Genomic DNA, 14,219 nt, shown 5'->3' on the forward strand with positions numbered 1-14,219 from the left:
CCAACCATCAGATGATGACTGGAGACGGGGTATCAACATATCTGGCGTTGATTTTTGGCACGCTGTTGAGTTCTCAAGGAACGGACGCTTCCTTTGTACTCACCCTCTCGGGCTTTCCTCCGGGCTTTTCCCTTCGGTCTTGCGTTTCCGACTCTATCAGACCGTTTCCGGTTCCGATTTCCTCGGTGCCTTCCAGGTTTCCGCTTCCGCGTTTCCCTTTCCGGCGATTCCGACTCTATCAGATCCTTTCGGGCCTGACTCCCAGTCAGAGTGGGCTGCCATCCCGGCCGTTGGGCCGTTCCGACGAGTGAGACTTTAGCGGATTCCTGAGTCCCGAGCGAATCGGGGGTGCGTCCTTTCGAACGCGGATTCCTCATTTCGCAAATACGCATGCCAATACACGCAACGACGGATCGTCGAATGTTTGTAGGTACTTGCGGAATGGCTGTCCGGGGACCGACCGGAGTCGGCGCTCACGTCGGACAACTCGGAGAACACTACGTATGCGGTCGGGGCGTGTCAACTCCGCTCCGGAGAGCCTCGTGGAGGCGTACGCTGTGTGACATGACTACGCATACGTGCACCCAGCAGTGGTGGGCCGCCTGACGGCGGCCGTACACACGTATGTACTCAACGGCCGCCGCCCTGGCGGCCGTTCTTGTTTCTCCCTCCAGAGGGCCGGCCGGATGCGGCGGTCCCTATCAGGAGGTGGAGAGATGACACGGGTCTTCAGTGGGGTCAAGCCGACCGGACACCTGACGCTGGGGAACTACCTGGGAGCCGTGCGGCGCTGGGTCGAGGTGGATCAGCGGCAGAGTGACGCTCTGTTCTGCGTGGTCGATCTGCACGCGCTGACCGTGGACCACGATCCGGCGCGGGTACGCAGGCTGACCCGGCAGGCGGCGACGCTGTTGCTGGCGGCAGGGCTGGATCCAGAGCTGTGCACCGTGTTCGTACAGAGTCATGTGGATGAGCACACACGGCTGTCGTACGTCATGGAGTGTGTGGCCACCGACGGTGAGATGCGGCGGATGGTGCAGTACAAGGAGAAGGCCGTGCGCGAGCGGGAGCGGGGCGGGAGTGTGCGGCTGTCGTTGCTGACGTATCCCGTGCTGATGGCGGCGGACATTCTGGCGTACGGGACGGACGAGGTGCCCGTCGGGGACGACCAGACGCAGCATGTGGAGCTGGCCCGGGATCTGGCGGTCAGGTTCAACCAGCGGTACGGCCATACGTTCGTGGTGCCCCAGGCCACGCGGCCGGGGGTGGCGGCGCGGGTGATGAATCTGCAGGAGCCGACTTCGAAGATGGGGAAGTCGGACGACTCCGGGCCGGGGATCGTCTATCTGCTGGACGAGCCGGACGCCGTACGGAAGAAGGTCATGCGGGCCGTGACCGACGGTGGGGCCGGGGTCGTCTACAACCGGGAGGAGCGGCCGGGGGTGGCCAATCTGCTGGAGATCCTGGCCGCTTGCGAAGGTGGGAACCCCGAGGACTTGAGCGGTGTATATGAGTCGTACGGAGCGTTGAAGAAGGACACCGCGGAGGCCGTGGTCGAGCTGCTCAGGCCTGTGCAGGAGCGGCACAAGGTGTTGTGCGCGGATCCCGCTTATGTGGAAGGGGTGTTGCGGGATGGGGCGGAGAAGGCGAGAGAGATGGCGAAGCCGATGGTCGATACCGCGTATCGGGCCATCGGGCTTCTGCCCGCTTAGCTGTCCGACCGGCTTGCTGTCCGACCGGCTAGCCGCCTGATCGGCTAGCTGTTTCCGGAGGCCAGTTCGCGGCTGCGGTCGCGGGCTGCCTCCAGGGCGGCGATGAGTGCGGCGCGTACGCCGTGGTTCTCCAGTTCGCGGATGGCGTTGATCGTCGTGCCGGCGGGCGAGGTGACGTTCTCGCGGAGCTTGACCGGGTGCTCGCCGCTGTCGCGGAGCATGACGGCGGCGCCGATCGCGGACTGGACGATGAGGTCGTGGGCCTTGTCGCGCGGCAGGCCGAGCAGGATGCCGGCGTCCGTCATGGCTTCGACCAGGTAGAAGAAGTACGCCGGGCCGGAGCCGGAGAGGGCGGTGCAGGCGTCCTGCTGGGACTCGGGGACTCGGAGGGTCTTGCCGACGGCGCCGAAGATCTCGTCGGCGTGCGCGAGGTGGGCCTCGGTGGCGTGGCTGCCGGCGGAGATGACGGACATGGCCTCGTCGACGAGGGCGGGGGTGTTCGTCATGACCCGGACGACCGGGGTGCCTGCGGCCAGGCGCTCCTCGAAGAAGGAGGTGGGGATGCCCGCCGCGCCGCTGATGACCAGGCGGTCGGCGGGGAGGTGCGGGGCGAGTTCGTCGAGGAGGGTGCCCATGTCCTGCGGCTTGACCGTGAGGATCAGGGTGTCGGCGCTCTTCGCGGCCTCGGGGTTGGTGACCGGGGTGACTCCGTGGCGGGTGCGGAGTTCCTCGGCGCGCTCGGGGCGGCGGGCGGTGACCAGGAGGTCGGCCGGGTCCCAGCCCGCTCGGATCATTCCGCTGAGCAGGGCTTCGCCGATCTTGCCGGTGCCGAGGACTGCGACTTTCTGGGTCATGGGTTCATCCTCGCACCGGCGGTGCGCCCTTGAGACGGGTGTCCGGCTGGCGGAACACCTCTGTACACGTCTATGCCGTACGCCTTCTCAGTGTGGCCGCGCCCAGGCACAGGACCAGCAGGGCGCAGCCGGCCACGATGAGGGCGTCGCGGACGAAGGTGGCGGTCATGTCCGTGTGCTTGAGCACCTCGTTCATGCCGTCGACGGCGTACGACATGGGCAGGACGTCGGAGACGGCCTCCAGGACGGGGTGCATCTCGGAGCGTGGGGTGAAGAGGCCGCAGAGGAGGAGTTGGGGGAAGATCACCGCCGGCATGAACTGGACGGCCTGGTATTCCGAGGCGGCGAAGGCCGAGACGAAGAGGCCGAGCGCGGTGCCGAGCAGGGCGTCGAGGAGGGCCACCAGGAGGAGGAGCCAGGGGCTGCCGGTGACGTCGAGGCCGAGGAACCAGACGGCGAGGCCGGTGGCCAGGGCGGACTGGATGACCGCGAGGAAGCCGAAGGCGAGAGCGTAGCCGGCGATCAGGTCGCCCTTGCCCAGGGGCATGGAGAGGAGGCGTTCGAGGGTGCCGGAGGTGCGTTCGCGCAGGGTGGCGATGGACGTGACCAGGAACATCGTGATGAGCGGGAAGATCCCGAGCAGTGAGGCGCCGATGCTGTCGAAGGTGCGCGGGCTGCCGTCGAAGACATAGCGCAGCAGGACGAGCATCAGGCACGGGATGAGGATCAGCAGCGCGATCGTGCGGGGGTCGTGGCGGAGCTGGCGCAGGACGCGGGCCGCGGTGGCGGTGGTGCGGGCAACGCTGAGGGCCGTGGCGGGTGCGGGCGCGGGTGCGGTGGTTGGCGTAGCGGCCGTGTTCATCGGGTCGTCTCCTTCTGGCGGGCGGTGGCCACGGCCTCGTCGACCAGGTGCAGGAAGGCGGCCTCGACCGTGTCGGAGCCGGTACGGGTGCGTAGGGCGTCGGGGGTGTCGTCCGCGAGGACCTCGCCCTCGCGCATCAGGAGGAGGCGGTGGCAGCGCTCGGCCTCGTCCATGACGTGGGAGGAGATGAGGAGGGTGGCGCCCCGGGAGGCGGCGATGTCGTGGAAGAGGGCCCACAGGTCGCGGCGGAGGACGGGGTCCAGGCCGACGGTGGGTTCGTCGAGGACGAGGAGTTCGGGGGTGCCCAGGAGCGCGACCGCCAGGGAGACGCGGCTGCGCTGGCCGCCGGAGAGGTTGCCGGCCAGGGCGTCGGCGTGGGTGGTGAGGTCGACGTCGGTGAGGACACGGTCGACTTCGTGGCGGCGGCCGGCGGCGGTGCGGCCGGGGTCGAGGATCGCTGCGAAGTAGTCGAGGTTCTGGCGGACCGTCAAGTCGTCGTAGACGGAGGGGGCTTGGGTGACGTAGCCGATGCGGGTGCGGAGGGTGGGGTGACCGGCGGGGCGGCCGAGGACGTTCAGGGTGCCGGTGACCTTGGCCTGGGTGCCGACGATCGAGCGCATGAGGGTCGACTTGCCGCAGCCGGAGGGGCCGAGCAGGCCGGTGATCTGGCCGCGCGGGACGGTGAAGTCGATACCGCGCAGGACGGTGCGGGGACCTCGGACGACGGTGAGGACTTCGGCCTGGACTGCGGGTTCGGGGGCCGTGCCGGGTGGATCGGCGACATAATTCATCATGCGATGAATAATGCTCTCGCGCAGCATGCTCGTCAAGCGGGTGCGCGGAACGGCGCAGGCGCGTGGCGGCGTGATCGGAGCGAGGTGTTCCGGTCTGGGCGCCTCCGCGTTCACGGGGTGGTCACACGAATCGGGTGCGTGGCCAACTCCCTTTCCCGACAATGGATTTCAGTTCGCCGTGCCCTCCCCCGGTGCGGCGCCCACGCATCTCCCGTTCGCAATCGGAGGTGCCGTTGTCATGCGCTGTGGTGTGAGCAAGGCCGATCTGTTCGCTTCTCTAGTCGTCTTTCTCGTCGCGCTCCCGCTGTGCGTGGGCGTGGCGATCGCCTCCGGGGTGCCGGCCGAACTGGGGCTGGTCACCGGGATCGTCGGCGGGCTGGTGGTCGGGGCGTTGCCCGGCAGCAGCCTGCAGGTGAGCGGTCCGGCCGCCGGGCTGACCGTGCTCGTGTACGAGGCCGTGCGGGCGTACGGGATCGAGGCGCTCGGGGTGCTGGTGTTCGCGGCCGGGATGGTGCAGTTGGCGCTCGGGGTGCTGCGGCTCGGGCGGTGGTTCCGGGCCGTGCCGGCGGCCGTCGTGCAGGGGATGCTCGCCGGGATCGGGCTCGTGCTGGTCGCCGGGCAGGTGTACGCGCTCGGTGATGTGGCCGCGCCGGCGGACGGGCTCGGGAAGCTCGCCGGGCTGGTGTCGCTGCCGGGGCGGGTGGATCCGGTGGCGTTGTCAGTGGGCGGTGCCACCATTGCCGTACTGGTGCTCTGGCCGCGGTGGCGGCGGGGGGCTCGGCTGGTTCCGGCGCCGTTGGTGGCGGTGGGGGCGGCGGCTGCGGTGACCGGGGTGTTCGACCTGTCGGTGCGGCGGGTGGAGGTGCGGGGGCTGGTCGGTGCCGTGCGGGTGCCGGAGTGGGGGGATTTCGGGCGGCTTACGGAAGTGGGGGTGATCGGGACGGTCGTCGCGTTCGCGTTGATCGCGTCGGCGGAGTCGTTGTTCAGCGCGGCGGCGGTGGACCGGCTGCACCGGGGGCCGCGGACGGACTACGACCGGGAGTTGATCGCGCAGGGTGCGGGGAACGCGGTGTGCGGGGTGCTCGGGGCGTTGCCGATGACGGCGGTGATCGTGCGGAGCGCGGCTGGGGGTGCCCCCTCTGGGGGAGTGCAGGCGGGGGCCAGGACCAAGGCGTCGCGGGTGCTGCACGGTGGCTGGCTGTTGCTGTTCACGGCGCTGCTGCCCGGGGTGCTGGGGCTGGTGCCGGTGGCGGCGCTGGCGGGGCTGCTCGTGCACGCCGGGTGCAAGCTCGTGCCGGTGCGGCAGGTGCGGGGGCTGTGGGCCGGGCATCGGGGTGAGGTGGTCGTACTCGGGGTGACCGCGGTGGCGATCGTGGTGGGGAACCTGTTCGAGGGGGTGTTGGTCGGGCTGGCGTTGGCGGTGGCGAAGACCGCGTGGGACATCAGCCATGTGCACGTGGAGACGGAGGACCTCGGGGACGCGGGGATCGTCGTACGGGTGCTGGGGCATGCGACGTTTCTGCGGCTGCCGAAGCTGCTGGACGCGTTGGAGGCGTTGCCGTACGACCGGGAAGTGCGGCTGGAGCTGGGCGGGTTGCGGCATGTGGACCATGCGTGCGCGGCGGCCCTGGAGGGGTGGGCCACCGCGCGGGGAGGGCGTGGCGGAAATGGCGCGGGCGGCGGAAGTGGCGTGGAGGTGGTCGCGGTCAAGGGGGTGTGACGGGGGGCGGGGTGGCGTGGCGGTAGGGGGGTGGTGCTGGGGCTGTCGGAGGCTGACCGTCGGGGCTGACCGTCGGGGCTGACCGTCGGGGCTGACCGTCGGGGCTGACCGTCGGGGCTGACCGTCGGGGCTGACCGTCGGGGCTGACCGTCGGGGCTGACGGAGGCTAGCCGTCGGGGCTGACGGAGGCTGTGCCGCTGCGGTAAGTCGGAGGTCGGCTGCCCGGGCTGCCAGCGGTGCGCCCGCCGGGGCCGGCAGAGGTTGACCGCCGGGGCCGTCAGAGCCCGTGCCGCTGAGCCCGTGCCGCCGAGGCTGTCAGGAGGGCATCACGCGAGGGCTACGACGAGTTCCACGACGTAGGTCTCCTCCACGGTGGCGTCCGGGAACGCGGTGAGCAGGTGGTCGCGCTCCTCGGCGAGGAAGGTGTTGGTGCTCTCCTCGCCGTGGACCAGGAAGGCCGAGTGGCTGCTGATGTTGGCCAGATGGGTGTCGACCGGGACGCGGCGGCTCCAGCGGACCCTTCGGTGGGCGAAGTCGAGCCGGCCGGTGGGGTCGGCGAGCGCGGTGCGCAGGCCGCTGCCGTTCTGCTCCACTACGCGGTCGATGCCGAAGTGGGTCCTGATGCGTTCCGACTGCTCGGCGATCCACGGGACGTCGACGGCGCTCGTGTTCCACCAGAGCGCGAGCGCACCGCCCGGGCGGAGTACGCGCAGTGCCTCCGGGACCGACTTGGTGGTGTCGGTCCAGTGCCAGGCCTGGGCGTAGGTGAGGAAGTCGGCACAGTGGTCGGTGAGGGGGAGGGCGTCGCCGCTGCCCCGGACGATCGGGACGTCGGGGAGGGTGCGGCGGAACTGGGCCGCCATGCCGTCGCCGGGTTCGATCGCGATCACGTCGGCGCCGCGGGCGTGCAGGAGGGCGGTCGCGATGCCGGTGCCGGCCCCGACGTCCGCGACACGGGCGCCGGCGAGCGGATGCCCGGCCAGTTCCTCGACGGCGTCGAAGAGGGCGGGTGGGTAGGAGGGGCGGTTCTCGGCGTACTGGGCCGCGGCGGCGTTGAAGGAGTGGGCCCGGGCGGTGTGCGAGGGCGGCTTCGACGAAGTGGTCATACGGCCATGGTTACCGGGGTGGGTGCAGGGTGCAGGTGGATTTTGGTGAGAGATGGGGTGGGAGGCGGGGTGAGGGGGCGGGGAAGGGGACACCCGGGCAGTCCCCGGGTTGTCTCCCTTACGTGCCGCGGCGCTTCTCCACTACGTGTTGCGACGTTTCTCCACTACGTGTCGCGGCGCTTCTTCGCGGGGTTGCCCGTGCGGCGGGTGGTGCGTTTCGTGTGCTTGGTCAGCGCCGCCTCGTACTCCTGGCGGTGGAGCTTCTCGCCGGGGGCCTCGGTGAAGGTGCGGAAGAAGTAGGCCACGAGGGAACCCACGAAGCCGATGGCCAGCAGGCCGCGGAGGGAGGCCTGGCGGTCGGGGTCGGGGCGCTTCCTGAAGGCTTCCCAGGTGTGGCCGAAGGCGAGGGCGCTGCAGACCGCGAACATCACGATGACGAGGAGGGTGACGAAGCTGCCGACGTCCGCGATCTGGAGGCCCTGGTAGGCGAAGCGGAGGATCAGGCAGGAGGCGACGGCGGCGGCGAGGGAGCCGGCGGCCGTGCCGACGCGGCGCGCGGCGTAGCCGTTGTCGTGGTCCACCCAGGTGGTGCCGAAGAAGCGGAGGGGCTCGGGGCGGGGGCCGCCGGAGCCGGGGGAGCCCGCGGTGTCCTGGATGCCTGTCTCGTCGTTCACGGGACGATTATGGCTCCGAGGGCGAGCGCGGGCTCCCGTGGGGCTCAGCCGCAGCGCGAGGCGACGTAGCCGTCGCTGCCGGTGTTCACGTAGGCGTCGGATATGTACTCGCCGTTGCTGATGTTGTCCCAGATGTTGGTGGTGCCGTAGTAGCCGGAGACCGTGGTGCCCGGTGTCTGGCAGTAGATCGGTACCCGAGAGCCCTCGGGCAGGACGCGGACGATGGTGTAGCTGGTGCCGGGACCGCTGCGGACGTTGACGCTGATCCCCGGTGCGATCGCGTAGGTGTGCACGGCTGCGGCGACGGCCTCAGCCTCTGCGCCGCCTGCTTCTTCCACCCGGTCAACAGACATGAAAAACCTCCCCCGTTCGACCCCATGACTGCCATGGGGCAACGATGATTCCCTCAAAACACGCCATGAAACACATGTGCGCAACTCGCACTCGGAAGCCAGCAAGCCGCCTCTGTCCCGTAGGGGTCATCGACTAGGCTCCGTGCGTCGCGCGCGCGAACGATCAGCACGGGGGTGGTTCCATGGCGCCACAGCGCAACACCGGAGCGGGCGCGGAAGCGGAACTTCCCGAGTACGCCGGTCACTACCGCCTGGAGTCCTGCCTCGGCTCCGGCGGCATGGGCGTGGTGCATCTGGCGCAGAGCACCTCGGGGATGAAGCTCGCCGTGAAGGTCGTCCACGCGGAGTTCGCGCAGGACCCCGAGTTCAGGGGGCGGTTCCGGCAGGAGGTGGCCGCCGCGCGGAGGGTGAGCGGGGCCTTCACGGCGCCGGTCGTCGACGCCGATCCCGAGGCCCCGCGGCCCTGGATGGCGACGTTGTTCATTCCGGGTTCGACGCTTTCCGATCATGTGAAGCGGAACGGGCCGATGGCTCCGGCCCAGTTGCGTCAGGTGATGGCCGGACTCGCCGAGGCGCTCCGTGACATCCACCGGGTGGGGGTCGTACACCGGGATCTGAAGCCGAGCAACGTGCTGCTCGCCGAGGACGGGCCGAAGGTCATCGACTTCGGTATCTCCCGGCCGAAGGACAGCGAACTGCGCACCGAGACCGGGAAGTTGATCGGTACGCCGCCGTTCATGGCGCCGGAGCAGTTCCGCCGGCCCAGGGAGGTGGGGCCGGCCGCGGACATCTTCGCGCTCGGGTCCGTGATGGTGCACGCGGCGACCGGGCGGGGGCCGTTCGACTCGGACAGTCCCTATGTCGTCGCCTACCAAGTCGTGCACGACGAGCCCGACTTGACCGGGGTGCCGGACAACTTGGCGCCACTCGTGCTGCGTTGCCTCGCGAAGGAGCCCGAGGACCGTCCCACGCCGGACGAACTCATGCGGGAACTGCGGGCGGTGGCGGCGTCGTACGACACCCAGGCGTTCATACCGCCGCAGCGGGCGAGCGACCCGCCCGAGCCGCCGGACCAGTCCTCGCCCCGGCCCGGGCCGTCCGCCGAGGCCCAAGAGCCGCGGCGCGGACGGCGGTTGGGCAAGAAGGCGCTGTTCGCCGCCGGGGCAGTCGTCCTTGTCGTGGGCGGGGTGCTCGCCTCGATTCCGTTGCTCGGGGACGGCGCTCCGACGTCGAAGAAGGCCGGCGCGAGCCCCACGTCGTCGGCGGGTTTCGCCGGGTGGGAGATGAAGCCCCTGTCCAAGGACGAGGGTGTCCCCCAGTGTTCCTGGGGTGCCGGGAAGCTGTTCTGCGCGCAGTCCGGTGTGGTCTTCGCCCTCGATCCGGCCGACGGCGCGCTGCTGTGGCGGCACTCCGTCGCCAGGACGATCCGGAGCGGACCGCCCATGCTGTCGGGGGGACTCGTCCAGCTCCTGACGAACCAGGGCCGTGACCTGGAAGCCCTCGATCCGGCCTCGGGCAAGGCCCGTTGGCACCGGGACCTGCCCGCGTACGGCGGGATGCAGCCGGCCGGAGGCATGCTGCTGATCACCGGTACCGGCACGTCCGTGACGGGCGTGGACAGTTCGTCGGGCGACACGAAGTGGAACCGGACTCTGCCGGGGCCGGGTGCGCCGTACTTCTCCTCGTTCGCCGGGGATCCCCTCGCCTACGCGACGAGTACGGCGAAGGACGGCTCCAGCACACGGGTCAGCGCGGTCGACCCGGACACGGGTGACGTCGAGTGGACGGCGCGGTTCGACGGAACGCTGAGACTCGTCGGCGTACAGAACGGATCGGCGTTCCTCCTCGCCGTCGACCGGATCTCCTCGGACACCAAGTCCGTCGTCCGCTACGACCCGAAGGCCAAGGTGTCGCGCCGCGTGGCGCTGCCCGTGCGGCGGCAGGACTCCCGGGCGACCGTGCGCGGGAACGTCGTCTACATCCTGGCCCTCGGGGGTTCGCTGGAGGCCGTGGACGTGGCGAGCGGCAAGCAGTTGTGGGCTCTCGAAACGTCGGTGAGCCGGGGTTCGGCGCCCGTGTCCGACGGCAGGCGGGTCTACGTCACCGCCGCCGACGGGCGACTGCTCGCCGTGGACGCCCGCAGCGGCAGGCTCCTCGGCCAGACCCCGCCCCGGCTCCGTACGGACGGAAGTCTGGTCAGCGGCGCGCTGCCCGACCCGGCGATCGTCGGCGACCGTGTCTACGCCGCCGCCCCCGACGGCACCGTCTTCGCCGTCAACGCCCTTGCACCGGGCGCCTGGTAGCCCGACACGAGCCAACAAAAGGGCCGCCCCTCAGGAGAGGGACGGCCCCGGGTCGAGCGACAACTGGGCGTTGGCCGAGCGACAACTACCCGAATCTCAGCCGAGCTTGCTGACGTCCCGCACGGCGCCCCGGTCCGCGCTGGTGGCCATCGCGGCGTACGCACGCAGGGCGGCGGACACCTTGCGCTCGCGGTTCTTCGGGGCGTACCGGCCGTCGAGCGCCGCCTCGCGGCGGGCCAACTCGGCGTCGTCCACGAGGAGTTCGATCGTGCGGTTCGGGATGTCGATGCGGATGCGGTCGCCGTCCTCGACGAGGGCGATGGTGCCGCCGGACGCCGCCTCGGGCGAGGCGTGGCCGATGGACAGGCCCGAAGTGCCGCCGGAGAAGCGGCCGTCGGTGATCAGGGCGCAGGTCTTGCCGAGGCCGCGGCCCTTGAGGAAGGACGTCGGGTAGAGCATCTCCTGCATACCCGGGCCGCCCTTGGGGCCCTCGTAGCGGATGACGACGACATCGCCGTGCGTGACCTGTTTGTTGAGGATCTTCTCGACGGCTTCTTCCTGCGACTCGCAGACGACCGCCGGGCCCTCGAACGTCCAGATCGACTCGTCGACGCCCGCCGTCTTCACGACGCAGCCGTCGACGGCGAGGTTGCCCTTGAGGACCGCGAGGCCGCCGTCCTTGGAGTACGCGTGCTCGGCGTCGCGGATGCAGCCCTCGGCCGCGTCCTCGTCGAGGGCCGCCCAGCGCTCGGACTGGGAGAAGGCCTCGGAGGAGCGGACGCAGCCGGGCGCCGCGTGCCACAGTTCCACGGCCTCCGGGGACGGGGAGCCGCCGCGCACGTCCCACGTCTTCAGCCAGTCGGCCAGCGACGGGCTGTGGACGGAGTGCACGTCCTCGTTCAGCAGGCCCGCGCGGTGCAACTCGCCCAGCAGGGCCGGGATTCCGCCCGCGCGGTGCACGTCCTCCATGTAGTACGTGCGGTTCTTCGCGACGTTCGGGGCGACCTTCGCGAGGCACGGCACACGGCGCGAGACGGCGTTGATCTCGTCCAGGCCGAACTGGACGCCCGCCTCCTGCGCCGCGGCCAGCAGGTGCAGGATCGTGTTGGTGGAGCCGCCCATCGCGATGTCGAGCGCCATGGCGTTCTCGAAGGCCGCGAAGGTGGCGACGTTGCGCGGCAGGACCGTCTCGTCGTCCTGCTCGTAGTAGCGGCGGGTGATGTCCATCACCGTGCGGGCCGCGTCCTGGTACAGGCCCTTGCGGGCCGTGTGCGTGGCGAGGACCGAGCCGTTGCCCGGCAGCGACAGACCGATGGCCTCGGTCAGGCAGTTCATCGAGTTGGCGGTGAACATGCCGGAACAGGAGCCGCAGGTCGGGCAGGCGTTCTCCTCGATGTTGAGGACGTCCGCGTCGGAGATGCTCTCGTTGGCGGCGTCGACCATCGCGTCGATCAGGTCCAGCGTGCGGACGGTGCCGTCCTGCAGCGTGGCGCGTCCGGCCTCCATGGGACCGCCGGAGACGAAGACCGTCGGGATGTTCAGGCGGAGCGCCGCCATGAGCATGCCCGGGGTGATCTTGTCGCAGTTGGAGATGCAGATCAGGGCGTCGGCACAGTGCGCCTCGACCATGTACTCCACGCTGTCCGCGATCAGGTCGCGGGACGGCAGGCTGTAGAGCATGCCGCCGTGGCCCATCGCGATGCCGTCGTCCACCGCGATGGTGTTGAACTCGCGCGGGATGCCGCCGGCCGCGGTGATCGCCTCGCTGACGATCCGGCCGACGGGCTGGAGGTGGGTGTGGCCGGGCACGAACTCGGTGAAGCTGTTCGCCACCGCGATGATCGGCTTCCGGCCGATGTCCGCACCGGGTACACCGGAGGCGCGCATAAGGGCGCGTGCGCCCGCCATGTTGCGGCCGTGGGTGACTGTGCGGGACCTCAGCTCGGGCATCGTCGATCGCTCCTTCAAGACAGATAGGGCTGCTATTGAGCGTACGCCGGTCATCCAGGGGTCGGACACGGTGTCCGCATTACGGGACGCCCGTCTCGCCGCAGGACGGCTTCACGACCCCGTCAGATGCCCCTGCACCACCGGCGCGATCCGCGCGATGATCTGCTCCGGGTCCGCCGATGCCAGCGGTTCCACCTTGATCACGTAGCGCAGCATCGCCGTACCCACCAGCTGCGCCGCCGCGAGCTCGGCGCGCAGTTCCGCGTCCGGGAGGTCCAGCTGGGCGGCGACCCGGCTCAGCATCTGGGAGACCACGAGCCGGCGGAGGACGGCCGCTGCGGCCTCGTTGTTGACGGCGGACCGGACGACCGCCAGCAGCGGCTTACGGGTGGCGGGGTTCTCCCAGACGCCGAAGATGAAGCGCGTCAGCCGCTCGCCGACGCCGTCCATCGGCCCCTCGGCGACCGCGTCCGGCGCGTTGCGCGCGGGGGCGAAGGCGACCTCTACGGCCGCCTCGAAAAGCTGTTCCTTGGTACCGAAGTAGTGGTGGACGAGCGCCGAGTCGACCCCGGCCGCCTTGGCGATACCGCGCACGGAGGTCTTCTCGTACCCCCGCTCGGAGAACTCCTCCCGGGCCGCGGCCAGGATGCGGTCGCGGGTGTCGGCGGATTCCGTACGAGGGGGCCGGCCCCGGCGCTTGGCGGTGGCGTCGGTCACCGCCGGGGCACCTTCACGGCCGAGGCCAGATGCAGCCGCGTGAAGGCGAGCGCCTCCGCGAGATCGGCCTCGCGTTCGGCGCCGGACATCGCGCGCCGGGTGTTGACCTCGATGACGACATGGCCGTCGAAGCCGGTCGTCGCGAGCCGTTCCAGCAGTTCGGCGCAGGGCTGGGTGCCGCGGCCGGGGACCAGGTGCTCGTCCTTGTTGGAGCCGTTGCCGTCGGCGAGATGGACATGGCCGAGCCGGTCGCCCATGCGGTCGATCATCGCGGTGGCGTCGGTGCGGGCGGTCGCGGTGTGGCTGAGGTCGATCGTGAAGTGCCGGTAGTCGTCCTGCGTCACGTCCCATTCGGGGGCGTAGGCGAGCATCTCGCGGTCGCGGTAGCGCCACGGGTACATGTTCTCTACGGCGAACCGCACATCCGTCTCGTTCGCCATCCTCCAGATCCCGCTGACGAAGTCCCGCGCGTACTGGCGCTGCCAGCGGAACGGCGGGTGCACGACGACCGTGCTCGCGCCGAGCTTCTCGGCGGCGGCCTGGGCGCGCTGGAGCTTGATCCACGGGTCGGTGGACCACACCCGCTGCGTGATGAGCAGGCACGGCGCGTGCACGGCGAGGATCGGGACCTGGTGGTAATCGCTGAGTCTGCGCAGCGCCTCGATGTCCTGGCTGACCGGGTCGGTCCACACCATGACCTCGACGCCGTCGTAGCCGAGGCGCGCGGCGATCTCGAAGGCCGTCGCCGTCGACTCCGGATACACGGACGCCGTGGACAGCGCGACCTTCGCATCCGGGATGCGCACGACTGGTTCTGCCACGGAGGACAGACTACGGGGCGGCGCTTTGCGCGGGGGAGCCGGTTGCTGTGCCCGCCCTGTGCGGGGTACGGCAACCGGCCATCTCCGGCGCGGGGCCGCGTTGTGGCGATACTTCATGCGGGTCTGATACGTCGGGTGCTGGGTGGGCGTTCAGTAGGGCGGGTGTTGGGTGCGTTCAGTAGGGCGGGCGTTGGGGGGAGTTGGGCGCGGGCGGAGGTGCGGGCCATGGGTGGGGGGCGCGGGCGTTCGGTAACGCTGGGCATGCGTAGGCGTTTGGTAGCACCGGGCGTGCGCGCCGGGAGCGGCTACGCGTGCGTGCACTGCGGACGGGGGCGCGGGCGCCGTGGGCGGGC

The 14,219-nt window shown here is 70.2% G+C and carries 12 protein-coding genes; 3 read left to right on the top strand and 9 right to left on the bottom strand.

All coding sequences use genetic code 11. The features are described from left to right. The first annotated feature begins 716 nt into the window (after nt 1-716). A complete protein-coding gene (gene trpS / locus R6V09_RS29265) occupies nt 717-1,712 on the top strand; it encodes a tryptophan--tRNA ligase (protein ID WP_317884451.1) in 996 nt (331 codons plus the stop codon). Nucleotides 1,713-1,756: 44 nt separating this feature from the next. Here the strand turns inward: trpS and proC are convergent, their stop codons facing one another. From proC to R6V09_RS29280, 3 genes are all read right to left on the bottom strand, one after another. After that, nucleotides 1,757-2,566, bottom strand: a complete 810-nt coding sequence (gene proC / locus R6V09_RS29270; RefSeq protein WP_317884452.1) for a pyrroline-5-carboxylate reductase — start codon at nt 2,564-2,566, stop codon at nt 1,757-1,759. Nucleotides 2,567-2,636: 70 nt separating this feature from the next. Then, a complete protein-coding gene (locus tag R6V09_RS29275; protein WP_317884453.1) occupies nt 2,637-3,428 on the bottom strand; it encodes an ABC transporter permease in 792 nt (263 codons plus the stop codon). Continuing rightward, nucleotides 3,425-4,222: an ABC transporter ATP-binding protein gene (locus R6V09_RS29280; RefSeq protein WP_317884454.1), complete on the bottom strand. Its 798-nt coding sequence runs from the start codon at nt 4,220-4,222 to the stop codon at nt 3,425-3,427. The genes R6V09_RS29275 and R6V09_RS29280 overlap by 4 nt, the downstream gene beginning before the upstream one ends. A gap of 238 nt (nt 4,223-4,460) precedes the next feature. Between R6V09_RS29280 and R6V09_RS29285 the strand changes: the two genes are divergently transcribed. Further along, a complete protein-coding gene (locus tag R6V09_RS29285; RefSeq protein WP_317884455.1) occupies nt 4,461-5,942 on the top strand; it encodes a SulP family inorganic anion transporter in 1,482 nt (493 codons plus the stop codon). 326 nt (nt 5,943-6,268) lie between these two features. On the opposite strand, the gene R6V09_RS29290 is transcribed toward R6V09_RS29285, so the two are convergent. The 3 genes from R6V09_RS29290 to R6V09_RS29300 form a co-directional block, all read right to left on the bottom strand. Beyond that, nucleotides 6,269-7,048 (bottom strand): class I SAM-dependent methyltransferase, encoded by a 780-nt coding sequence (locus R6V09_RS29290; RefSeq protein ID WP_317884456.1) that lies wholly within the window; start codon nt 7,046-7,048, stop codon nt 6,269-6,271. A 164-nt stretch (nt 7,049-7,212) separates the two neighbouring features. Further along, nucleotides 7,213-7,722 (bottom strand): EamA/RhaT family transporter, encoded by a 510-nt coding sequence (locus R6V09_RS29295; protein ID WP_317884457.1) that lies wholly within the window; start codon nt 7,720-7,722, stop codon nt 7,213-7,215. A 44-nt stretch (nt 7,723-7,766) separates the two neighbouring features. Further along, nucleotides 7,767-8,075 carry an SH3 domain-containing protein gene (locus R6V09_RS29300; protein WP_317884458.1) on the bottom strand — a complete coding sequence of 103 codons (309 nt, stop codon included), beginning with the start codon at nt 8,073-8,075 and terminating at the stop codon, nt 7,767-7,769. Between the two features lie 182 nt (nt 8,076-8,257). Here R6V09_RS29300 and R6V09_RS29305 point away from each other — a divergent pair, with 182 nt between their 5' ends. Then, nucleotides 8,258-10,378, top strand: a complete 2,121-nt coding sequence (locus tag R6V09_RS29305; protein ID WP_317884459.1) for a serine/threonine-protein kinase — start codon at nt 8,258-8,260, stop codon at nt 10,376-10,378. Nucleotides 10,379-10,474: 96 nt separating this feature from the next. On the opposite strand, the gene ilvD is transcribed toward R6V09_RS29305, so the two are convergent. From ilvD to R6V09_RS29320, 3 genes are all read right to left on the bottom strand, one after another. Next, nucleotides 10,475-12,328, bottom strand: a complete 1,854-nt coding sequence (gene ilvD / locus R6V09_RS29310) for a dihydroxy-acid dehydratase (RefSeq protein ID WP_317884460.1) — start codon at nt 12,326-12,328, stop codon at nt 10,475-10,477. A 111-nt stretch (nt 12,329-12,439) separates the two neighbouring features. Then, nucleotides 12,440-13,045, bottom strand: coding sequence for a TetR/AcrR family transcriptional regulator (locus R6V09_RS29315; RefSeq protein WP_317884461.1), 606 nt, complete (start codon nt 13,043-13,045; stop codon nt 12,440-12,442). Next, entirely contained in the window at nt 13,042-13,866 is an 825-nt protein-coding gene (locus R6V09_RS29320) for a sugar phosphate isomerase/epimerase family protein (protein ID WP_317884462.1), read from the bottom strand. Before R6V09_RS29320 ends, R6V09_RS29315 begins: the two co-directional genes overlap by 4 nt. Between the last annotated feature and the right edge of the window lie 353 nt (nt 13,867-14,219).

Source organism: Streptomyces sp. W16, from assembly GCF_033194735.1.
Classification (GTDB): domain Bacteria; phylum Actinomycetota; class Actinomycetes; order Streptomycetales; family Streptomycetaceae; genus Streptomyces.